Source organism: Streptomyces sp. NPDC021080, from assembly GCF_044333225.1.
GTDB lineage: Bacteria > Actinomycetota > Actinomycetes > Streptomycetales > Streptomycetaceae > Streptomyces.
The window spans coordinates 86,176-107,288 of the sequence record NZ_JBIRQM010000017.1; the positions used below are offsets into that span (position 1 = coordinate 86,176).

Genomic DNA, 21,113 nt, shown 5'->3' on the forward strand with positions numbered 1-21,113 from the left:
CACCGGACGCGAAGCCGACATGCACCAGGGGCCGCGATCGCGTTCGACACCAGCATCGGCGACAGCGTCGAGGCGGCCATGCGTCGGCTCGGCGCGTAACCAGCCTCTGGGGCGGCGGAGGGAGAGACCTACGCCGCCCCAGAGGCTGAGGCGCAGCCCTCATGCCAGGGCGAACTTCTGGGCGCCGGAGCCGTTGCAGTCGTAGATCTGCAGCCGTGTGCCGTTGGCGGTGGCACCCGACGGTGAGTCGATGCACCGGCCGGTGGTCGGGTTGGACATCGATCCGTCGGCGTTGGCGACCCAGTTCTGGTAGCCGCCGCCGTTGCAGGTGGCCAACTGGAGCTTGGTGCCGTTGGCGTTGACGCCGCCGGCGATGTCCAGGCACTTGCCCAGCGTCCGCAGGGTCTGGCCGCTCCAGGTCCACTTCTGGTCCAGCGAAGTCGACTGCTGGCAGTCCCACAGCTGGACCGCGGTGCCGTCGCCGCCGGTGTCGTCACCCGCCACGTCGACACACTTGCCGCCCGGACCGTAGATCGGGGTACCGATCGCGAACTGCTGGGCGCCGGAGCTGTTGCAGTCGTAGATCTGCAGCCGTGTGCCGTTGGCGGTGGCACCCGACGGTGAGTCGATGCACCGGCCGCTGGTCGGATTCCGCAGGGAGCCGTCGGCCTGTCGCACCCAGTTCTGGTAGCCGCCGCTGTTGCACGTGGCGAGCTGCAGCTTGGTGCCGTTGGCGTTGACGCCGCCGGCGATGTCCAGGCACTTGCCAAGGGTCTGCAGGGTCTGGCCGCTCCAGGTCCAGTGCTGGTCCTTGGCCGCCGACTGGCAGTCCCACAGCTGGACCGCGGTGCCGTCGCCGCCGGTGTCGTCACCCGCCACGTCCACGCACTTGCCGCCCGGACCGGTGATCGTCTGGCCGGTCACCGAACCACCGCCGCCACCCCCGGAACCGGGCCCCTTGTTGTAGACGGCCACCGAGTCGATGACCAGCTTGCCGCCGGAGACCGTGGACGCGTTCGGACCTCCGCCGAAGGCGTCCGGAAAGCCGCCGCCCATCGCCAGGTCGTAGATGATGAAGAACGGGTGGTCGACCGCGTCGGACCAGGTCGTCGCGTCCACCTGGCCGGCGTTGACCGTGAAAAAGTTGTTCCCGTCGAGGTAGAACCGGATCTGCTCCGGCGACACCGAGCGGTCGATCTCCGCCGCGTAGTCGTGGAAGCCGGTCTGGCAGCCCGAACAGGCACGCTCACCCGAACCGATGCCGGTCGACTCGTTGCACGGCCCGCCCGGGTTCACGCCGCAGTGGAGGGTGCTGAAGACGGAGCTGCGGCCGTTGATGTCCTCCATGATGTCGACCTCGCCGGACTTCGGCCAGGTCACACCGTCACGCAGCGGCGCGCCGAGCATCCAGAACGCCGGCCAGTAACCCGCGCCGTTGGCGGTGGTGACGTTGGGCTGCTGAAGGACGGACTCGATGCGTACGACGCCGCCGGCCGCGGCGCCGAAGCCCGCCGACTGGGTCTCCACGCGCCCCGAGGTCCATCCGGCCCGCGGGTCGGAACCCGAGTGCAGGGCCTGGAGCACCAGATGGCCCTGGCCGTCGTAGTAGACGTTCGACGTGCTGCTGGTCATGGTCTCGATCTCACCGGTGCCGAAATTGCTGCCCGGCCCGGTGTCGTACTTCCACAGGCTCTGGTCGATGCCGGTGCCGGACGCGCCGTTGAAGTCGTCGCTCCAGGTGAGGGAGAAACCCGACGGCGTCGGAGGCACCGCAGCCTCGGCGTTCAGCGTTCCGACGACGGTGGTCGCCACCGTGACCGCGACGACGGGAACCAGTCTGAGCGCTCTCTTCCACCCGCCGCGCCGCGGTCCGGCAAAGGATAATTGCATGTGTCTTGACCTCCGAAGAAAAGGCATGACCGTGCTCGTCCGCTACGCCACCTCTGGTGATCTCCACCAACGGTGAGCAACGCACGCGCCCTTGCGGATCTGGATGACGACGAACAGGGCGAGGACCGGCACCTGGGCTGCCGTGAACAGGCAGGCCCGCAACGGGCGGCGGGCTCGCGCCCCTGACCAGCAGACGCGTCGTCAGTGCAGGTGACGGTCGTTGGTGTTGAACCATGTGGAGTTCTGTGCGGGGCGACGCTATTGGACCGGACCAATGTAGTCAAGGTTCGGAACCGACCATGGTTCGGAGGGAGCGATGCCGGTGGCTCTGTCCTCACGGCATGGCGCGGCACGGCGGGTGGCGGGCGTATGTGCGCATCGGGCGAGGGCCGCACGACAACGATCTTGAAGGTGGGCGTCATTGCCGGGATGCTGACGCGGGTGGAGAGTGAAGATGCCTATAGGTCGGTCCAGGAAGCCCTCGGGCGGGTGTTGTCACAGCCCGTTTCGTGCCTGGTCACCGCCGCATCCCGAGTCGCCGTCGAGTCCGTCGCGTGCTGGGATCTGCCTGATGACGACCGGGCCGCCCTGCTGGAGTGGGGCTTGCCACGGCTGCCGCTGTTCACGCCCCACCCTCAAGTCGGCGCCGTCCCAACGCTCTTGCCCAACCGCGTCGGCGCATACGAGCGCCACCTGGTCGAGGACGGACTACGGCTCTACGAAGTGGGCCACTGGGGGCCCGACGCGAACAGCTCCGTGGTCGCCGTGGTTCCCGGAGAGGGGCGGGTGCTCTGTCTTCGCCCCGCGCCGATCACCGTCGACGATCTGCCGGAGGTTCTTCGGCCGTACAACCAGGGGCTTCACAAGCCTGCGGTGTCCTTCTTCAGCTCCTCGGTCGCGCAGTACGTCGAGACGGCTTGGCGGTGGCATGCTGCCCTGCGGATCCTTCGGCGGATCGAGGAGCCTGAGTTCACGGTCGGAGAGGCGGAACTCCTGCGCCACTACGACCGTCTCCACTTGCTCGTGGAGCGTGTGGTGGATGCGGCAGCACGTATCGATCCCGCGGTCGAAGAGGCGATTCAGCCTTCGGTCTGGATCGAACTGATCCGTGAGAACTCGGTGTGATGGAGTGACAACAGGCGACGTCACCACAGGTGAAGGAAGCTCCGGGCATCGTCATGGCCGTCGAGGGCTCGACCGTCCACGTCCGACGGGTCCGCCTCGGCCCGCGCCGCCAGCGACTCCACCAGGGTACGGGCCTCGTCGCTGAGGCGCCCGAAGCGTCGAGCGGTATGGCCCAGGCACAGCCCGGCCAGTCCGAGCAGCGGACTGCCCGATACGGCCCGCGTCCCGACCTGCACGCACCAGTGCTCGACGAACCCCGCGTCGTCGTCGTTCAACGCGGTGCCGACCAGGACTCCCGCTGCCTCGCCCTCTGCCGAGCGGTCACGCAGAGCCCGCTCCAACGTCTCGACCACCACCCCGTGAGGCAGCGCGGGAGGGTTCTCGAAGCTCAGATGAGAATGCATCCCGCGAGACTACGCGGACCGTGTCCAACAACTTCCTGCCGCGGACCCGTCCGGTGGGACGGGGGGAACGTCGCTTGATGCGGCACGGGTAAGGGGTTTGTGCCGCTCGCCGGGTCGGCGCGGTTGCCGTGCGAGCCGGCCGTTGCCCGCCTCGTGGACCGTGTTCCGCAGGCCTTGAGTCCCCGGCGAACCAGTCGGCTTTTGGCCGTATGTAGTGGCAGGTTCCGGTCAAAGCTTGTCCAAGTGCCGGACACCTCCTGCCGTCGGTGGTCGGGTCGTCCCCGATGGCTGTATCCGTGCCCGTTCGGGAGGACCTGGTGCCAGAACTCACCCGCAAGAGACGATGGCTCGCGATCTGCGCCACCGCCGCATCCGCCGCACTCGTCGCGATACCCGCCGGCGCCGCGTCCGGCCCGAGCGGTACCCCTCTAGGTGCCCGCACCCTCGCCCGACTCGCCGCCGAACGTACCCAGTCGCTGGGCGCCGCCACTTCCAAGGCGAAGGCGAAGGCGGAGGACGACGGAGGCGACGACGGCAACGAGGCCGACGAGATAGCCGAGGGTGCGGACCAGTACGCCGAAGCCCGCACCTCACCCGGCATCGTCGCACCGGGCGCATACGGCGCCGCCTGGAACGGTCTGACCAACCTGCCGAGTACTAAAGGCAGTTGGCGCAACATCACCGACCTGCCGTACAACTCCGACGATGCGCGCTACCGCGACTACGACTCCAACTCCAGCGGCGGCTCGGGCAACGTGACCGGCCGGATGGCCGCGACGGCCGCCGACGACCACGGGTACGTGTACGCGGGCAGCGCCGGCGGCGGGGTGTGGCGCTCGCGCACCGGAGGAGGACGCTGGCAGCCGATCAGCGACAAACTGTCCTCGCAGTCCACCGGCGCGCTCGCACTCGACGGCGGCGGGCGGCTGTGGCTGGGCACCGGTGAGGCGACGACCAATGCGGACGCCTACCTCGGCAGCGGCGTCTACGTCCTGTCGGATCCGCATCACGGCACGTACTCCGCGCACAGCCGGGTCGGCGGCGACGAACTGGAGTCCACCACCATCCACGAGCTGCGCTTCGGCGGCGGCAAGGTGTGGGCGGCGACCAGCGCGGGCGTGTGGAGCCACTCCACGAAGAAGCTCGGCGGGGCCTGGAAGCTGGAGTTCGCGCCCAACCCCGACTATCTGCCGGGCGGTTCACTCGCGAACGACGCCTCGGCCGCGTACAAGAACATCGCCAACGACATCGCGATCGACCCGAAGGACCCCGCCAAGGTGGTCCTCGCGGTCGGCTGGCGCAGCGGTGACGACTACAACGGCTTCTACACCAAGGTGAACGGCGCCTGGACGCGGATCACCAGTGGCCTGGGCGACCTGCCTGCCGACGCCGACGACGTCGGCAACGTCACCTTCGCCCGCTCGGCCGACGGCTCGCGCTACTACGCCATCGATCAGTCCCCGGAGCAGCTGAACACCAACCCGGACAGCGGCCTGGAAGGCATCTACGTCTCCAAGTCCGGTTCCCCGCGCGGCCCGTGGACGAAGATCGCCGACTACCAGGGCCTGGCCGCCGACGGCTCGGCGCTGACGTCCAGCGGCTACATGCCCGGCGTGCAGGCCTGGTACAACCAGTTCCTGACCGTCGACCCGGCGAACGCGGAGCACGTGTACGCGGGCCTCGAGGAGGTCTACGAGACCAAGGACGGCGGCAGCAACTGGTCGACCGTCGGCCCGTACTGGAACTTCGGCTTCTCCTGCTGGAGCATCGACCCGGCCAAGCAGACCGGAGACTGCAACCAGACCACCCACTCCGACCAGCACGGTGTCGCGATCGGCAGCTACCACGGCAAGAGCTTCGTGTACGTCGGAAACGACGGCGGCGTCTACAAACGCCCCGTCAACGGTTCCCAGGACGCCTCCGGCCACGCCACCGACTGGACCTCGCTCAACGACGGCACCATCGACACCCTCCAGTACTACTCGGTGGGCATCGGCAAGGACCTGACCCACGGCGGGGTGTCCGTCACCGGCGGCCTGCAGGACAACGGCCAGTCCGTCCTGCGCAGCAACGACACGGTGATGGGCTCCAACTTCGGCGGCGACGGCGGCGACACCCTCACCGACCCGGCCAACGGCTGCAACATCGCCGAGGAGTACGTCTACCTGGCGATCCAGGTGACCCAGAACTGCGCAGTGAACGACGGCAGTTGGGTCACCGACCCGAGCAAGATCACGTCGTACGGCGTCGCCCCGGCCGACAACGCCACCGGCGAGGCCCGCTTCATCGCACCCATCACCGCCGACATGAAGAACAGCTCGACCTGGATCGCCGGCGGCCGCCACGTCTGGGTGCAGACCCACGGCTACGCCATCCGCAGCGGCGACGAGTGGACCAGCGTGTACGACCTCGGCGCCGGCCGCACCGCGACCGCCGTCGCGGCCTCGGGCGGCAAGGTGTACGCGGCCTGGTGCGGCCCCTGCAACAACCAGGGCTTCGCCCGCGGCATCTCGGTGGGTAACGCGGACGGCACCGGCTGGCACGACATCACCCTCCCGGCCACCGGCGCGGACGGTGCCGTGCCCAACCGCTACCTCAGCGGCTTCGCCGTCGACCCGAAGAACGCCAACCACGTGTACCTCGCGGTCAACGGCTTCTCCCGGCACTGGACCGAGGGGCCCGGCGCCGGTGTCGGCCACGTCTTCGAGTCCACCGACGGCGGCACCACCTGGAAGGACATCTCGAAGAACCTCCCCGACGTACCGACCGACTCCGCGGTCGTCACACCGAACGGCGGCCTCGCCGTCGCCACCGACCTCGGCGTCGTCTACCGCGCGCCGGGCCGTACGACCTGGCAGCGTGTCGGGAACCTCCCGGCCGTCGCCGTGCTCCAGTTGAAGCTGAGCCCGGACGGCAGGACGCTGTACGCGGCCACCCACGGCCGCGGCATCTACAAGATCAACGTGCGGGACTGCGGCTGATGCGGTGACGTCGCAGGGGTGGTCCCGGACAGCCGGGGTCACCCCTGCGGCGTATGCGGCACCACGCTCACGTCGAGCGTGAACGCGCCGCGCGCCGCGCCCGCCACGTCCGGCGCCTTCGCCGTTGCCGTGATCTCGGCGGTACCGCCCCGGGTGCCCGCGCACCGCAGCGATGCACGGGCCGTGCCGACCGCGTCCACGTGCCATCCGGACACCAGCACGAAAGCCGGTGCTGAACTCCGAACGGCCGTCCACCGCTTGTCATCCGCTCGAGGCCGCAGGACGAGAGACACCACGGTCCCGGGCCGCACGCACAGCCGCTGTGCGACCGCCTCACCGGGGTTGACGGTGACCTCGGTGTGCCTGGCGGCACAGCTTCCCGACGAGGCAGGGGGCGCGGTGGCCGATTCTGTCGGGCTCGGCTCGTTCGGGCCGGTGGGCCTCGATGGAAAGGGAGTCGAGGGTGAGGGCGAGGACGAGTGCGCGGAGGCGGGTGCCGATGTACGGGCCGACGGTTCCGCCGGCCGGCTCGCGGACGTCGTTCCGGCGGATCCTTCATCCGCCGACGAGCCGCAGGCAGCCAGGACGAACACCCCAGCGACCATCCACGCCTTGGTCCACCGACGCATGCGAGAACCTCCCGGCTGCTTGTACCGACACCAGCATGCCTCGCCGACGCCGATCAGTTCCCCCCTACGGCCGTTGTCGGCTGTGGAGGGAGCGCGTGTCAGGGCGATTCGGAGGGTGAGGCGAGTGACTCGAGGTGATCGCGCCAGGCCGCGGTCACGCTCGGCGGGATCTTCGTGGTCAGCCCGCCCTCCTTGGTGAAGGCGAGGCCCTCGTTGTAGGCGCCGCCACCGCAGCCGTCGGACTGGAGGGTGAGCCTCGCGTCGGAGGAAGCGTCGATCTCGGGACTGCTGCTTCCCTTCGGGGTGACTCGAAAGCGGACCGTGCCGACATCAGGGCCCACGTCGTCGGGAAGCGGCAGGTTCACTCGGGTGATGTCTTCCCGTTCGAGCTTGTCCTTGACGCATGTGTCCCCTGCGCACAGCTCATAGGAGGCGCCGGCGAGGTCGGTGTAGCCCTGCCGGAGGAACATCACGACGACCTGCGAGGTGACGCCGACGCCGGCGCACGGCTTGGGACTGCTGCACGCCGATGCGGACACCGCCACGGCGGACACGACCGCGAGGACTCCCAGCCCGACCGTTCGTTTCACCACTTCTTGATCCCTCCCGGGAGTGCTTTCTGTGCCAGAGCGATGTCCGTGAAGAACACCGTGCATGTGCCGTTCCGGGCATCGCTGCACTCGCCGTCGTCATTCGCCGAGTTGCAGCCCCCACCCGAGGGATGCCCTTGGCGTCGACGTGCCCGTTGGACCTCACGGTGCGGACGGGGCCGCCGGAGTCACCGCCGGCGGTGCACACTTCGGAGTCCTTCCGGCCCACGGTCACGTTGCGCACCACGTCGCCGTGATCGTACGTGAACGTCTTACTGGTCTCTCACCTTCCAGGCGCACAGCTCGCCGGTGCGTCCGCCTCCGTCAGCAACAGGCCATGACGCGGGTACGCGCGCACCGGACTGCACATCCCGATGCCGGAGAAGACCGACAGCCAAGCCGCCCGCCGGGCTGTCGCCGGCGCCCTGCGGCGTCGCCGTGGTTCTCCTGGCCGCACTCGCCCGCGTCGGCTGCGACGTTGACCCGACCGATCCCGAGACGCCGAACTGCCCTGGCTGCGATTCGGCTTCCCCTGCCCTGTGGGGCTGTTTCGGTGGCTGTCGGCGCCAGGGCCAGGACGACGCGAAAGTCGGTCGACCGGCTATCTTGCCGGGCATGCAGGCAGTGAACTGGGATGAAGTACGGGATCGGACCGCTGCTCTCCACGCGCGGCAAGGCACGGGCTTCGCCGGACAGGAGCTTCCGGAACCCCTGAGCGAGACGCAGGTGTGCCAGGCTGAGGAACAGTTCGGCGTGGAGTTCCCCGAGGACTACCGCCAGTACCTGCTGCATGTCAGTGCGGGCGGCCGGGTGCGGAAGCTGCAGTTCAACGGGTCGCGCTGGGACTGGGACGGCGCCTGCTATCAGGACCACGAGAAGCTGCACGTTCCCTTTCCCGACCACGACACGGCGATGACGGCGAGCGAGGACGCGTGGGACCGTCAGCCGAAACGGGAGGACTACCTCACCGATGCGGCCTACCAAGCTGATCACGACGCTTGGCGGGAGGTCGCGTATGCGATCGAAGCCGCTCGTGCCACCGGAGCCGTCTTCCTCCACGACGACGGCTGCGGCTTCTACACACTTCTCGTGGTCAGCGGGCCCATGCGAGGGACCATGTGGTTCGACGGGCGCGCAACGTGCGACCGCCTGAACCCGCTGCTCAACGATGACCGTCAAGCCGCGACATTCGCGGAGTGGTACCTCGACTGGCTCGCCCACGAGGAGTCGCTGACAACGCCCGACCAGCGCCGTGCCGCGCGAGAGAGCTGGCACGCAGGCGTAGGCAGACCCATCTGGTACCGCTGGTTCGACTCGTAGATCCAAGATCCGTAGTGGTCCCCGCGATCTCGCCGGCCGAGGCCGGTGGGGGCGCAGAAGCGGCCGCCGCTGATCATCGGTGTGATGACTGACGATCTTGCGGTGGCCGCGGGAGCAGCGTAGTACCCGCCCGATGGCAGACGGTGTTCGAGGACTTGGCGGCGCGGATTGCGGGACGATTCAGTCGGGTCGAACCTCGTCGTCGGGCAAGGCAGTTGCTGCTCGGGCTGATGGCGGACCCGCCCCCGACGACGACGGCACGAGCCCCGACGGGCTGATCCCGCTCACCTGCAACGAGATCCAGTGCCTGTTCGCCGCTCGGCTTCCTCGACCGGCCCAAGACCTGGCTCACCGATGGCACTGGTCCACCTGGCGACGACGCCATCAAGCCCGCGCCCGCCGTAGCCGCTACCGAGCAGTTCTCTGTGCTCCCGTCGGCCGATATTCACTCCTCCTGGGTGGTGACATGGATACGCCCCGACGGTTGACGCCCATGGGGCAGTGGTGAATGAGACTTGAACTCCGTTGTCTGAATGGGGAGTTCAGGTGGATCGATGGGACCGTGTCGGGAAGGTCGCGGGGTACGGGGCAGCGCTGGCGCTGACGCCCTACTTGCTGATCAAGGTGTCGTGGGTGGTCGGTTCGCTCTTGGGGTTGCTGCCCGTCGGGGCGGGGTTCGGCATGGCGGAGTGGGTGGTGCTCAACAGCGTGACGATCGGTATGGCAGGGATCGGGATCGCTGTGGCGCTCGCGCTGGTGCGGCCGTGGGGGATGCGCATACCGGGAGCGCCGTTGGCCTTCTGCGCTTGGGTCGGGACGGGGTTCCTCGTCCCGGTGTTGCCGTACGCCGTTCTCAGTTCGCTGCTGGACCCGGCGGACGGCAATCCGAAAAGCGGGAATGGCGCCGACCCGTCGATGCCGGTCTGGGAGGCCGCGCTGATCCAGATCGGGTTTGTGGGCATGGGGCTGGGCCTGGCCATCGCGCTGCCCACGTACTTGCGGCGGCGCTGGCCGGACGCGTTCGCGGGTCGGCTCGGGGACGGTGGGGAGGGCTCGCGGAGGGTGCTGCCGTGGATGACCGTGGTCGGCACCGCGGTCGGTGGTGTCTGGCTGTACTGGGCGGTGGGCGGCACCGCAGGTGTCGCCCACCGCGGCGAGCGGGACCTCGCTTGGTATGTGCTGTGCGGAGTGTTCGGGCTTTGGGCGTTGGCGGCGTCCGCCGCCACCTGGGCTGTTGTTCGAGGCCGGCCCGCACGCGTCCCCCGGTGGGTCCCGATGGTGTTCGGCTGGGTCGGTTCGGGCTCGTTGTTCGCCTGGAGCGGCTGGAAGTTTGCGCTCACCCTGTACCTGGTGGTCGCGCGACCGGCCGGTGCGGCCCTGCCGGAAGAGTTCGCGCTCGCGGCGGTTCTGCACCTTGCGGCGGTGGGGGCGGGGGCCGCGATGCTGCGAGAGCTTGTCCGTACGCGACTGGTGCCGGTGAACTCGTAACCACTGCCCCTCTCCCGCGTGCGTTTCCCGACAGCCGAGCGCTCACGGCCCTGGTGCTCACGGCCCGACCGGCGGCATCGTCGATCGCGCCGTGAGCCTCGCCGCCTACCAGGGCAGAGTGCCCGCCGCGTCGAAGTAGCCGCCGGTCGGGCCGTCCGGCCCCAGTCGGGCCATCCGAACGATGATCTCCGCTCCCTGCTCGACGGTCTGTCTGCCCTCGTGCCGGTTCAGGTCCGTTGCGGTGTAGCCGGGCTCCACGGCGTTGACCCGCATCAGCGGGAACGCCTTGGCGAACTGCACGGTGAGCATGTTGACCGCGGCCTTGGAAGCCGGATAGGCCACCCCCGGGTACCCCTCCCCGGCCCGGGCCAGCGAGGCCAGGCCGCTGCTGACATTGACCACGACCGGGGCGGCGGAGCGTTCCAGCAGCGGCAGGAAGGCGTGGGTCACCCGGACCAGACCGAAGACGTTGGTCTCGAACACCTCGCGCATCACGTCGGCGGTCAGCTCCGCGGCGCCGATGATGTCGCCCTCCGGTGACCGCACCTCGATTCCGGCGTTGTTGACCAGCACGTCCAGGCCGCCGTCGGCTTCAAGGACGGCCACCGCGGCGGCGACCGACGCATCGTCGGTGACATCGAGTTGCACGAACCGGGCCCCGAGCCCGGCCGCGGCCGCCGCGCCCCGCTCGGTGTTGCGCGCCCCCAGGTAGACGGTGTGGCCCGCAGCGATCAGGCGGCGGGCGGTCTCGTGGCCGAGACCCTTGTTGGCCCCGGTGATCAAGGTTGTCGTCATGAGGCACAGCTTTCCTCCGGGACGACGCGATCGGCCACTGCTTTACGACGTGGTCCGCGACGCTGCTCGGCCAGGGCGCCGAAGCCTGCCCATCGTGCGATCGCTGCACTGGTCTCGTGCTGCGGCGCAGGCGGTCGCGGCTCCGCAGGTCGCGCTCGGGGCTGACTCGCCTCCCGCACCGCTCCTTCCGGGATGCCACCCCACCACCGTTGGACCGACGCCCACGACCTGGCTCCGGGCACCAGGACACCGTCATGCGTGCTGTCCGGTCCGGCCCGCGGAAAGCCCATGAGGTGGTCAGTCGACCTCCGCCCCCGCGGCCGACGCATCGATCGCCGTACGCAGCGCGGCCAGTTCGGCCGGGGTGGGATCGGCCGGTTCGTGCGGTACCAGCGCGGCGGGGTTCACCACGGGGGCGGTGCCCTCCGGACCAGACACGGCCGTGGCGCGGGCCAGGAGCTCGCCGATGTCGGGCGGCGGGGTGCCGAGGCCGTCGCTGAGCCGCCGCAGTGCGGCCGCGAGCGGGGGCCGGGGGAAGGGGAAGTCCGCGGGGAGCAGCCCGGCCTGCTGGGTGTGGTCGTCGCCGCGGAAGTCCAGGACCCAGTTCTCCCACCCCGGCAACGGCCAGTTATGAATGCCGGCTACGGTCTGCACCGCCCAGAGCGAAACGGTGCGGGCCTGCGGGTCGAAATGGACGCCGCCGTGCGGCATGTCGGTGAGCGCAGGAGTGGCCGGCGACGCGACGATCGGGTCGATCAGGTCGGGCCCGGCGGCGAGGTGCTCGACGGGCTCCCAGTCGCTGCCCCACGCGCGAACGCTTCCGTCGGGCAGACGCAGGGAGACGACGGAGCAGGGCTCGGTGTACTCGGTGGCCGCGAACCCGGAAGGTTCGAAGGTCTCGAACCAGCCCGGTACACGGGTCAGGTCCCTGCCGAGGCCCAGGTGGTGGGTCAGATCACCCATGCCGTCGTGCGCGAAGCGAACGTCCCAGCCGGGCCATGTCCGGGCCAGTACGGTGCGGGCGGCGATGTGGTCGGCCCAACTGTTCGTGAAGGTGAACCAGAGCAGGATCCTGCGGTCGTGGTCGACGAGTGCGGCGCCCTCGCACCACACGTCGTCGAGCCATTCGTCGATCTCCCGGTTGGCGCGGAAGCAGCGTGTCGCCGCGACCGGACCGGGCATCAGATCCTCGGTCACCCGGTTGGCGGCCCAGTGCGAGTAGTACCGCTGCCAGACGCCGTTCTCGACCACCACGTACTGCGCTCGTGCTCCCATGACCAGCGAGGCTAACGCCGCTGGACGACGGACGACGAGCGCTTTTCAGGCGGCCGACTCGGGTTGGCCGCCCGCGACTTGGCGAGCGCCTCGAAGGAGCCCCGCAAGAGATACGCCTCCCTCCAGCGCGGGTGAAGATCAGGGCCGACCCGACCGTGGCTCCCCGGCTCTTGTGCGCACCGCGGGCTCGAGATCGCCGTTCGGTGCGGTGTTCTCTGGTGAGGGACATGGTTCGAGGGACATTCCGGCACCGGACGCCTTGAATGTCTGCTGGAAAGACAGCCAAGGGCGTCGGACCGGGGGAGGGCCGGTAAGGTGGCGCTCTTCGGGCGACTCGGCCTCGGAGTCCCAGAGGCGACTGCCCACGAATCTCCGCTCCATGACTGCTCGTTCCGATGCCTCGGTAGATCAAGTGTGGCGGCTTCCCGCTGTCGATGCCGTACGAGGGCATCGAGCCCTGTGGTGGAGCGTCGGGCCCGCCGGGGAACTCGCGGTCATGCTGGTCCACCGGCGCCACCTTCATCGCGCCCGCTACCCAAAGGGGTGGATCGGATGGAAGCCGGAAAACCCGTTCACCGGTGAGTTGGTCACCGTCACGGGGCAGGCTGAGCGGCGCGTCATGGTGAAGGACATCCGGATGCGGCCCGGCCACTTGGCCCTGCTTCCGGATTCACGGTTCCTGCTGGTGAGCGGCCGTACGTTCCTCGACGGGCCCGAAGGCCCCTGGGCGCCCAACGCCGTGGTGTTCTCCCCGTCCGGTGCACCTGAAGCCGAGTTCTGTGTCGGCGACGACATCCCCGCCCTGGTCACCGAAGTCCACGGAGGCATCTGGACGGCCTACGGCGATGAAGGCATCTACGGCGGCCACCCCGAGTCGGGAGCAGGCCTCGCGGGCTGGAACACCCGAGGCCGGGCGACCTGGACTCCCCACGGACGGCTGCCCGACCACCCACTGGAAGGCTGCACCGCCGCGACGGAGAACGACAAGATCTGGCTCGTCTGGTACTCCGGCAGCAGCAAAGGCGGCACCTTCCTGACACGGATCACCCCGTCCACCGGTGACGTCGTCAGTTATCGCAGCCCCGTCCCCGGACCGGACGGATTCGCGGTGCGCGGCAACCGGGCAGTACTGACCCGCCGGAACCACAACAAGAAGTCCGTCGAGCTCATACGTGCCGAACTCGACGGCACCACCTGGGCAGTGACCAGCCGCCGTCGGCTCCGGGTGAACGGCCGAGTCGTCATGCGCTGCGGCCAAGGCCGCGACGGCTCCCTCTGGCTCCGCGCAGGCGACACCTGGCTGCGTATCGAAGCATGAACACCCACTGAAACCTGAGCGTGCCGGGCGGAGGAGCGGATGACCGTCGCCGAGCCTGGTGGTGACGGCACCAGGACCGGCACACACTCCCGTTCCTCCGCCGGGCACTGCCAGGGTGGCTCGCATGACCCAGCGCACCACTTTGATCACCGGCGCCACCCAGGGAATGGGCCGCGCTCTCGCGATGGACCTGGCCCCGCGCGGCGGCACCGTTCTGCTGCACGGCCGGGACAGCGATCGACTGCAGGCCGTGGCCGCCGAAGTGAGGGCTGCCGCCCCCGGCACCACCATCCGTACCTACCTCGCCGACTTGTCCGACCTGGACCAGGTACACGCGATGGCCGAGCGGATTCGTACGGTGGAACCACACCTCGACGGCCTCATCAACAACGCGGTGGCGGGCGGCGGCACCGAACCGCTCAAACGCGAACTCAGCCGCCAGGGCCACGAACTCCGCTTCGCCGTGAACCACCTCGCCCCCTACGCCCTCACCCGCGACCTGCTGCCCCTGCTCACCGCTTCGGCTCCCGCCCGGGTGATCAACGTCGCCTCGATCGGCCAGGAGGCCATCGACTTCGACAACGTCATGCTGGAGCGGGACTACGAGGGGCTGCGCGCCTACTGCAGAAGCAAGCTGGCCATGATCATGGCAACCTTCGACCTGGCCGCCGAACTGCGAGGCACCGCAGTCACGGTGAACACGCTCCATCCGGCCCACCTGATGGACACGGACGGCGTCCGCGCGTACGGCCTCACCCCCGTCACCAGCACGGACGAAGGCGTCCGGCCGACGGTGCGCCTCCTGCTCGACCCGGAACTCGCCACCACCACAGGCCGATACTTCGACCGGTTCACGGATACGCGCGCCCACGAGCAGGCGTACGACACCGAGGCCCGTGAGCGCCTGATGAAACTGACGTACAGCATGATCGAGTAGGGCCTGCTGCCGATCGGCGATGTCTCGCGTACGGACGTCCACCGGGGATCTCCACGCCCCTACGGGGGACTCTCGCTCGGCGGAGGCCGCAGTTCAGCAGGCCGGTGAATTCTGCCGGTTGGCCCCTTCTCCGTCGGGTGATCGCTCGGCGCAGCCGTAACAACCGCTCGCCGCGGTGGTTGCCCGGGCACGAGCCCACGACTTTCGAGACCAGGGCTTCTGCGCCGCGACCGAGGTGAACTGTCCGACCGAGCCTTGCAAGGTGATCCCGCCCGCGAGTGCGTCTGCGGCGGGCGGCCGCAACGCCGAGCCGTCTCAGACGCCTTCCTTCGGGACATTGTGCGGCGCCTGGCACGGCCGAATGGTTCATGTGGTCGACAATGAGCGCATGAACGTCCCTGAGTTGCTCGAATCGGCTTCTCTGCTGGTTCCGGAAGAGACCGCCACCGAGAACGACATCACGGTGCGAGACATCTGGGACTACCTCGTCCACGACGAGTGGGAGATCGCCCTGGGCCTGCTGGAGGAGCTCGGGGACGCTCGCCGGCTCCCTCCGGCGTTTTGGGAGAAGCTCGCCGAAGCAGCCGAGCAGCTCCGGCTGGAGAGGAGCGCGGCCTGGTGCCATTGGCGGTGCTCCGAGATCCGCAACGGCATGATCCGGGCGGATCTGACGCTCCGTCCTGCCGCCGACGCGCGACGCACGACGCCAATTCCCGGAGCCGGTGTTCTGCGACCCATGTGGGACACCGGACAGCTCTCACCCACCGGTGGACGTGCGGTCAGCATCGCCTCGCTCTGGGTCGAGAACATGCCCGTTCTCGAGCCCGGCGGCCGAGCCACGGTTCGCCTCGTGCCCCTCACTCCCTCCCACTGGACGCACGTCCGGCCCGGCCGGCAGATCGCCATGCACGAGGACCGAACCGTGGCCGGCATCGCAGTCGTCCTGGAGGTTCACCGCCCCGCCACCGTCGTGCCTGCGCGATGACGTGACCGGCTCGCAGCCTCCCTGCCGGCGCACGTGTCTCCGTACTCGGTGAAGCACCCGCAGGAGGATCGTTTGCCGGGCGAACCGAACCGGTGGAGTCCGCGTTTGAAGTCGGACGACACCTGTCTGGTGGGAATCCCCCCGATCGTGGTGCACGTCCTGGCGGTCCATCACTTCGATCCGCCTCTGGTGACCGGGATGCTGCCACGGCCTGCGTCCTGCCTGGAAGTCCTGCGGCGGGGCGAAACCCATGACCCCGAATTCGGGGACCAGGGCTACGCGCTCGATCCGGAGGGCAGTGAACCGATCCGCATCGAACTGCTCTTCCGTCCCTACGCCTTCCTCGAACCAGGTGATGAGGCCGCCGACCGGGACGGGCGCGTCTGGCGGTTCGACGCGGCTGGGACTGGCACCCCTTCGACGAAGCGCAGCCCAGCGCTCCGGATCGGCCACTTGCTCTGCTCGTGGTGGGGGAGCCAGGGGCCTCGATGTTCCTCGTCAGGCGTGTGGGAAGTTTCGGTCCGGGGCCGATCTTCTTCGTGGAGCATGAGAACGTCTGGTTGTGCCGGAGACGACGAGTGGGCTGGAGGCGGCCTTGGCCGAGGCGTCGTCTCCTTCGTGGACGCAACGTGCTTGTGCCGGGCGTGACCTTGCTTCCTTCGCTGAAGTTCCCGAGGCTGCGGAAGCGTTGGTGGGGCTGCTGCTGGACATCGAGAACACGGCGGTGACTCGACAGACGGCAGAGGCCCTGACCCAGGTGGGAACGGCGGCCGCCATGAGGCTCGTCGCTCTCGCGGTTGCCGAGGCCGACGACAGCCAGGCCGACTGGTTGCAGACCGGGGTGCATGACGCGCTCGTGGATTCGGACGGTGGGTCGGACATCGCAACGGTCTGCGGGAGGCTCGCCCGGGATCCGGAAGAAGCTGTCCGTCGGGGTGCTGCAGACATCTCGGCGTGGACGGACGCCAAAGGGCGTTGATCCGGGCCCACCTGTCTATGGGCTGCTTCGTGCAGCCGTCGCCGGGGGAGGCGGGCTCCGCAGAAGGTTCCGTCGCGGAGCATGGCGACCAGGACGCTGATGCGGTGGCGGGCCATACGGAGAAGGACCTGAGGGCGGGCTTGCCGCAGACCCGGCACCGGTCACTTCATGCGCGTCCACACACCCAACATGCTCCTGATCAGCGAACGCGGGGAGACCTAACGAAGCACTACTAGACGTCCGGATCTCCCCGCGTCCTGCGGATCATCGAGCTGAGCCGAGCCGGTCAGCGATCTCGCGAGTGGGTCGGGGTATGCGAGGAGCATGTCTCCTCGGGCTGAGAAACCGAGGATGCCCGCTCTGGCCGCCGCTGTGCGCCGACGTTTGCCGTACGGGGTACGGGGTACGGGATCGCGGGCAGAAGGACGACAACGCTTGGCGTCTTCCGGGGCTTCGCGCAGCCGGTCGGGGGATCCGCCCCCGACGGCATGTCGCTCGCGGTCCGGCCGGCTGGACGTTTGCAGTGGTGTGACGGCCTGGCGGCGTCTGCGGGATTGGACCGATGCCGGTGTCTGGCCGCGGTTGCACGAGGTGCTGCCGGCCGAGTTGCCTGCTGCTGGCCTGCTGGCCTGCTGGACATGGACGACGCTGCGATCGACAGCTCGCACATCTGGTCGCTGAAGGGGGGTTGCTCACACCGGACCTTGGCCGGTCGACCGGGCACGGTCCGGGAGCAGGCACCATGTGATCGTCGATCGGCATGGCATCCCCTCGTGCCGGTGCCGTGAGGTCAGATCATGCGCAGGTTCTGGTAGTAGCCGCCGACCCGCTCGTGATAGTCGGCGTCGCCGACGTGCATGTCCTGGACGAACTCGGGAGAGTTCTTGACCTGGTCCTTGGTGAGCGTGACGTAGATCTTCTGCTCGTTCTGGTCGACCGACTGCACGGTGCCGGCGGGAAGCAGGACATGCTTGCCGAAGATCCATACGCCGGTGTCGACGACGAGGTAGGAGGAGTCGACCTCGTCCGAGTGCTTGTCGACCTTCCCGATGCTGCCGTCGGTGGCCTCGACCTTGTATCCGATCAGGTCGGTGCCCGCGATGTAGCCGGTGGTCGGCCGGTAGCCCCAGATGCTGTCACTCATGAGAAAGACTCCCTCATCGAAATTGATTGCATTCCGCGACCGAACCGCGGAATGTGCTGAGGCGTCACCGAATTCGGTGACGTTCCCTCAAGAGGCCGGGTTCCCAAGCCCTGGAGCCCCACACATTCCGACCTGTGAAAATGTTCGGATGGCTGGAAGTGCCGTGCCGGGGGCCAAGAGGGACCGGAAACGGGTGGGTCCCGGCGCTGGGGCGCCGGGACCCACCCGAACGGTGTGCGGCTCAGGCCGCCTACCAGCGGTACCAGCGGCCTCGATCGCCGCTGCTCGTCCCGGGACGGATGACGAAGCCGAGGGCCCACACGATCAGCACGATGACGGCGACCCACCACAGGGCCTTCAGCGCGAAACCGGCACCGAAGAGGATCAGGGCGAGCAGTAGAACCAGAAGAACAGGAACCATAGTTATCAACCTCCGGGCCGTCATGTGCCCTGCGGATCGATCTCCACTCCTGCGACCTCACATATTTCCTGCAGAGCCCTGCGGCTGTGCCAGGGCTGATTCAAAGTCCTGGTGATCATGTGGCGTTGCTGGTCAGGGCAGTCCGATCAAGTCCAGCGGACGGGTGAAGGGCGTATAGGAGGCCTCGCGTACGCCGGCGGCGATGCTGTGGTGGCCGGCTGCGCGCAGGGTGCTGATCGCGAAGCTGCGCAGTGTGGCCATGTTCGCCGGTCCGTGCCCAGTGCGGATCTTCGAGGCGTCCTCGCCGAACGTGGTGTCTCTGACGTGGTGCACGGCCTCGATGCCCCATTGTGCGCGGGCGAGTTGGCCGATGGCCTGAGGAGATGCCGCACGCGCCGTCAGGTCGGTGATGGCGTAGACGGTCTGGCGGGTGATATTGCCGGTCTTGAGGTCGGTGCGGTGCCGGTGGATCTTCGCGGCCTGCGCCACGTAGGGGAAGTCCAGCCCGTCAATCCCCTCGAACTGTTGAGATCTTCTAAGCGGCCAGTTCCAAGGCGGAGTTGGCCCGGTGGTCGTGTTCGTAGTCGATCGGACTCTGATATCCACACACGCTGTTGAACGCCTCGCTGACGGCGTCGTCGAAACACGACCCGACCCGGCCCATGGACTGTGTCACGCCCAGACGCCGGCAGGCCCGGCGGAAGCGCCGGGAGCCGTATTCGGCGAGTTCAACTGATCGATGCAACACCGGGTTGTTGGAGTGAGCGTAGCTGCTCGGCGAAGACCTCGGCTGGGGTCTTCCAGCCGAGGACCTTGCGGGGGCGGTTGTTGATCGCCAAGGCGACGGCCTCGAGTTCCTCGGCGGACCACCTGGCGAGGTCGGTCCGCTTTGGGTGCCTCTGCGTTTGTCAAGGTGTCTGGTGCGGTGGCGTAGGCTCGGTTTCGGCGGGTCCGGGAAGTGACTTGTCCGAAGAGTCGGCCGTCGGGGTTGGGCCGACCGCGCTGGATGCTGTAGTCGCCCCCGGTTGTCCTCCTGGGCCCGTCGTTCGGGGGCGGCGGCGTTCGTCGCCGACCATCGTGCGTCAGACGTGATCAGCCAGGCGGCGCTTCAGGCAGCGCTGCGCTTCCCTGGGTGTCCTGCCTTCTGCGATTTTGGCCTTGAAGTAGGCGTGACCCCGGGTACCGGGCATGCGGATCTGCGTGATGGCCACGGTGTGGAGTGCCGCGTTGAGCTGGCGGTCGCCGCGCCTGGACAGGCGGTGGCGTGCGCGGCCGGCGCTGGCTATCTCGATGGAGGCGGTGCCGGCGTACTGGGCGAAGGCGCTGGCAGTTGGGAAGCGGGTGGGGTTTCCGGTCCGGCCCAGGAGGCGGGCGGCGGTTATGGCTGCGATGCCCGGAGTATCGGGCAGCCGGCTTCCAGACTTTGCGACCAGTGCGGCCATGGCTTTGGCGTTGTCTTTCAGCTTCACGTCCCATGTACGGACCTCGGCGATCAGGTCGGCGGCGAGGGCGTGGCGGGTGGTTTCGGCGGGGCCGACGGGGACGACCGTCTCCAGCAGCTGCTCGGCCTTGGCCGCGGACAGATCGCGTGGCGCCCCTCCGGGCAGGAGGGCTCGCAGCAGCGCGTGGAGCTGGTTGACCGCGCGGACTCTGGCCTGGGCGAGGTTGCTGCGTCGTTCGTCCAGCAGAGCCAGTGCGTCCGTTGAGTTCTCGGGCTGCACCGGTCGCGCGTCGCCCTGGACAGCGGCAACGCAGGCCGCCGCGGCGGCATCAATGCGGTCGTTCTTGCGGCCTGCGCTGCGGGAGAGCTGGCGGACACGGGCCGTGGCGCTGGGCGGGACGTCGACGACCTGTTCTCCCCGGGCAAGCAGCCATGACGTCAGGTGGCGTCCCAGGCCCCTGGCGTTCTCGACGGCCCATCGCCGCTGGGGCCACTGGCGAGCCCAGTCCAGCATGCACTGGTACTCCTGGAGAGTTCCGTCGATGCGGATCGATGCCTGATCGCGGTTGGTTCCCACCCTGCGGATACCTCACACCACCGGCATACCGCAACGATCACACATCGTCAGCCCCAACGACATCACGCCGTAAAGATCAGTAGCGGTCTCTCGGTGGAGCGCAGCCCCGCCGTCCACGCTGCCTGGTTGCTGTGGTGGCTGCGCCCCGTGCCGAGGTGATCTCCGACGCTGTGGGGTTGGTCAGGTGACGAAATGCCGGTTGCGGGTCACCGGTCCGGATGGTCAGCTCCTGTCCGCTGTCATCCGATCGGAGCCTTTGACAGCGGACCCGGTCCGTCGCTGCTGGCCGGCGGACCGGGCCGACCTGGCGGACCTGGCGGTGCGGCGTAAGCATGTTGGGGCACCGTCCGGGAGCCTGGACGGTATCGCGTCGCAGCGTTCCCTGTTGATGCTGGAGCAGGCATGGTCAACTAGCATGGTGAGCCAGGTACTTACGACCTTCATCGCGGTGGCGGGAACGCTCATCGGTTCCCTTCTGGGGTATCGCTTCAGAAGCGTGTGGCAGACCAGAGCGAACGCCGCAGCGCCGTTCTCGCCTTCACCGCAGCGACCAACGAATTCATACGGAGCCAGCACGACTGGTGGCACCGTCAGCACGAGGAACGTGACGGTCCGGCGCACGTGGCGGCCAGAACGGAAGCTTTCCGGATCCGTGGTCAGGCCTTCCAAGCTGTTCACCGACTGCGCCTGCTCGTACCCGATGACGACCTGCATGCACAGGCGGAGCAGACCATCGGGATGATCGGCGCTCTTCACCGCGCAACAGAGCGCGAAGAACTGCGGATGAGGTCGGCTGAGGCGCGGACATTCCTCA

Annotated in this window: 19 protein-coding genes and 2 pseudogenes; 9 read left to right on the forward strand and 12 right to left on the reverse strand. The window is 68.5% G+C overall.

The features are described 5' to 3' along the window. Window positions 1-159: 159 nt before the first annotated feature. The gene (locus ACH4S8_RS34665; protein ID WP_398401297.1) at window positions 160-1,890 is read right to left on the reverse strand and encodes a ricin-type beta-trefoil lectin domain protein; all 1,731 of its coding nucleotides are present in this window, start codon (window positions 1,888-1,890) and stop codon (window positions 160-162) included. 411 nt (window positions 1,891-2,301) lie between these two features. On the opposite strand from ACH4S8_RS34665, the gene ACH4S8_RS34670 reads away from it, so the two are divergent. Next, the gene (locus ACH4S8_RS34670) at window positions 2,302-3,015 is read left to right on the forward strand and encodes an SUKH-4 family immunity protein (RefSeq protein WP_398401299.1); all 714 of its coding nucleotides are present in this window, start codon (window positions 2,302-2,304) and stop codon (window positions 3,013-3,015) included. A 20-nt stretch (window positions 3,016-3,035) separates the two neighbouring features. Here the strand turns inward: ACH4S8_RS34670 and ACH4S8_RS34675 are convergent, their stop codons facing one another. Then, entirely contained in the window at window positions 3,036-3,419 is a 384-nt protein-coding gene (locus ACH4S8_RS34675; RefSeq protein ID WP_398401301.1) for a hypothetical protein, read from the reverse strand. A 284-nt stretch (window positions 3,420-3,703) separates the two neighbouring features. On the opposite strand from ACH4S8_RS34675, the gene ACH4S8_RS34680 reads away from it, so the two are divergent. After that, window positions 3,704-6,400 (forward strand): glycosyl hydrolase, encoded by a 2,697-nt coding sequence (locus tag ACH4S8_RS34680; protein WP_398401303.1) that lies wholly within the window; start codon window positions 3,704-3,706, stop codon window positions 6,398-6,400. 38 nt (window positions 6,401-6,438) lie between these two features. Here ACH4S8_RS34680 and ACH4S8_RS34685 read toward each other — a convergent pair whose 3' ends face one another. Both ACH4S8_RS34685 and ACH4S8_RS34690 read right to left on the reverse strand, forming a co-directional pair. Beyond that, complete coding sequence (locus ACH4S8_RS34685; protein WP_398401305.1) at window positions 6,439-6,615, reverse strand: hypothetical protein; 177 nt, start codon at window positions 6,613-6,615, stop codon at window positions 6,439-6,441. A gap of 512 nt (window positions 6,616-7,127) precedes the next feature. After that, a complete protein-coding gene (locus ACH4S8_RS34690) occupies window positions 7,128-7,622 on the reverse strand; it encodes a hypothetical protein (RefSeq protein ID WP_398401307.1) in 495 nt (164 codons plus the stop codon). Window positions 7,623-8,234: 612 nt separating this feature from the next. Here ACH4S8_RS34690 and ACH4S8_RS34695 point away from each other — a divergent pair. Together ACH4S8_RS34695 and ACH4S8_RS34700 are read left to right on the forward strand one after the other, a co-directional pair. Then, window positions 8,235-8,939: an SMI1/KNR4 family protein gene (locus ACH4S8_RS34695; protein WP_398401309.1), complete on the forward strand. Its 705-nt coding sequence runs from the start codon at window positions 8,235-8,237 to the stop codon at window positions 8,937-8,939. A gap of 546 nt (window positions 8,940-9,485) precedes the next feature. After that, window positions 9,486-10,427: a hypothetical protein gene (locus ACH4S8_RS34700; protein ID WP_398401311.1), complete on the forward strand. Its 942-nt coding sequence runs from the start codon at window positions 9,486-9,488 to the stop codon at window positions 10,425-10,427. A 105-nt stretch (window positions 10,428-10,532) separates the two neighbouring features. Here the strand turns inward: ACH4S8_RS34700 and ACH4S8_RS34705 are convergent, their stop codons facing one another. Then, window positions 10,533-11,222 carry an SDR family NAD(P)-dependent oxidoreductase gene (locus tag ACH4S8_RS34705; protein WP_398401313.1) on the reverse strand — a complete coding sequence of 230 codons (690 nt, stop codon included), beginning with the start codon at window positions 11,220-11,222 and terminating at the stop codon, window positions 10,533-10,535. 297 nt (window positions 11,223-11,519) lie between these two features. After that, window positions 11,520-12,497, reverse strand: coding sequence for a hypothetical protein (locus ACH4S8_RS34710; RefSeq protein WP_398401315.1), 978 nt, complete (start codon window positions 12,495-12,497; stop codon window positions 11,520-11,522). Window positions 12,498-13,116: 619 nt separating this feature from the next. Between ACH4S8_RS34710 and ACH4S8_RS34715 the strand changes: the two genes are divergently transcribed. From ACH4S8_RS34715 to ACH4S8_RS34735, 5 genes and pseudogenes are all read left to right on the forward strand, one after another. Further along, window positions 13,117-13,815 (forward strand): hypothetical protein, encoded by a 699-nt coding sequence (locus ACH4S8_RS34715; protein WP_398401317.1) that lies wholly within the window; start codon window positions 13,117-13,119, stop codon window positions 13,813-13,815. 124 nt (window positions 13,816-13,939) lie between these two features. Further along, a complete protein-coding gene (locus ACH4S8_RS34720; protein ID WP_398401319.1) occupies window positions 13,940-14,752 on the forward strand; it encodes an SDR family NAD(P)-dependent oxidoreductase in 813 nt (270 codons plus the stop codon). 388 nt (window positions 14,753-15,140) lie between these two features. Further along, window positions 15,141-15,737: a hypothetical protein gene (locus ACH4S8_RS34725; RefSeq protein WP_398401321.1), complete on the forward strand. Its 597-nt coding sequence runs from the start codon at window positions 15,141-15,143 to the stop codon at window positions 15,735-15,737. 595 nt (window positions 15,738-16,332) lie between these two features. After that, the gene (locus ACH4S8_RS34730; protein ID WP_398401323.1) at window positions 16,333-16,716 is read left to right on the forward strand and encodes a hypothetical protein; all 384 of its coding nucleotides are present in this window, start codon (window positions 16,333-16,335) and stop codon (window positions 16,714-16,716) included. 519 nt (window positions 16,717-17,235) lie between these two features. Beyond that, window positions 17,236-17,487: pseudogene (locus tag ACH4S8_RS34735) on the forward strand (IS5/IS1182 family transposase); the annotation flags it as partial. A 19-nt stretch (window positions 17,488-17,506) separates the two neighbouring features. Here ACH4S8_RS34735 and ACH4S8_RS34740 read toward each other — a convergent pair. The 6 genes and pseudogenes from ACH4S8_RS34740 to ACH4S8_RS34765 all read right to left on the reverse strand — a co-directional run bounded on the left by ACH4S8_RS34740 (window position 17,507) and on the right by ACH4S8_RS34765 (window position 20,299). After that, a complete protein-coding gene (locus ACH4S8_RS34740; RefSeq protein WP_398401325.1) occupies window positions 17,507-17,860 on the reverse strand; it encodes a PRC-barrel domain-containing protein in 354 nt (117 codons plus the stop codon). Window positions 17,861-18,110: 250 nt separating this feature from the next. Continuing rightward, entirely contained in the window at window positions 18,111-18,281 is a 171-nt protein-coding gene (locus ACH4S8_RS34745) for a hydrophobic protein (protein WP_398401327.1), read from the reverse strand. 132 nt (window positions 18,282-18,413) lie between these two features. Continuing rightward, window positions 18,414-18,770, reverse strand: a complete 357-nt coding sequence (locus tag ACH4S8_RS34750) for a hypothetical protein (RefSeq protein WP_398401329.1) — start codon at window positions 18,768-18,770, stop codon at window positions 18,414-18,416. A 46-nt stretch (window positions 18,771-18,816) separates the two neighbouring features. After that, entirely contained in the window at window positions 18,817-19,026 is a 210-nt protein-coding gene (locus ACH4S8_RS34755) for a hypothetical protein (RefSeq protein ID WP_398401331.1), read from the reverse strand. Next, window positions 19,010-19,183, reverse strand: a pseudogene (locus ACH4S8_RS34760) (IS30 family transposase); the annotation flags it as partial. The pseudogene ACH4S8_RS34760 and the gene ACH4S8_RS34755, both read right to left, overlap by 17 nt. Window positions 19,184-19,363: 180 nt before the next feature. Beyond that, window positions 19,364-20,299 carry a transposase gene (locus ACH4S8_RS34765; protein WP_398401333.1) on the reverse strand — a complete coding sequence of 312 codons (936 nt, stop codon included), beginning with the start codon at window positions 20,297-20,299 and terminating at the stop codon, window positions 19,364-19,366. Window positions 20,300-21,113 lie beyond the last annotated feature (814 nt).

Excerpts from the sequence above, each read along its gene's own strand:
- ACH4S8_RS34665 (WP_398401297.1), bottom strand. The coding sequence starts at position 1,890 with ATGCAATTATCCTTTGCCGGACCGCGGCGCGGCGGGTGGAAGAGAGCG.
- ACH4S8_RS34675 (WP_398401301.1), bottom strand. The coding sequence starts at position 3,419 with ATGCATTCTCATCTGAGCTTCGAGAACCCTCCCGCGCTGCCTCACGGG.
- ACH4S8_RS34680 (WP_398401303.1), top strand. The coding sequence starts at position 3,704 with ATGGCTGTATCCGTGCCCGTTCGGGAGGACCTGGTGCCAGAACTCACC.
- ACH4S8_RS34695 (WP_398401309.1), top strand. The coding sequence starts at position 8,235 with ATGCAGGCAGTGAACTGGGATGAAGTACGGGATCGGACCGCTGCTCTC.
- ACH4S8_RS34705 (WP_398401313.1), bottom strand. The coding sequence starts at position 11,222 with ATGACGACAACCTTGATCACCGGGGCCAACAAGGGTCTCGGCCACGAG.
- ACH4S8_RS34710 (WP_398401315.1), bottom strand. The coding sequence starts at position 12,497 with ATGGGAGCACGAGCGCAGTACGTGGTGGTCGAGAACGGCGTCTGGCAG.
- ACH4S8_RS34715 (WP_398401317.1), top strand. The coding sequence starts at position 13,117 with ATGGTGAAGGACATCCGGATGCGGCCCGGCCACTTGGCCCTGCTTCCG.
- ACH4S8_RS34720 (WP_398401319.1), top strand. The coding sequence starts at position 13,940 with ATGACCCAGCGCACCACTTTGATCACCGGCGCCACCCAGGGAATGGGC.
- ACH4S8_RS34725 (WP_398401321.1), top strand. The coding sequence starts at position 15,141 with ATGAACGTCCCTGAGTTGCTCGAATCGGCTTCTCTGCTGGTTCCGGAA.
- ACH4S8_RS34740 (WP_398401325.1), bottom strand. The coding sequence starts at position 17,860 with ATGAGTGACAGCATCTGGGGCTACCGGCCGACCACCGGCTACATCGCG.
- ACH4S8_RS34745 (WP_398401327.1), bottom strand. The coding sequence starts at position 18,281 with ATGGTTCCTGTTCTTCTGGTTCTACTGCTCGCCCTGATCCTCTTCGGT.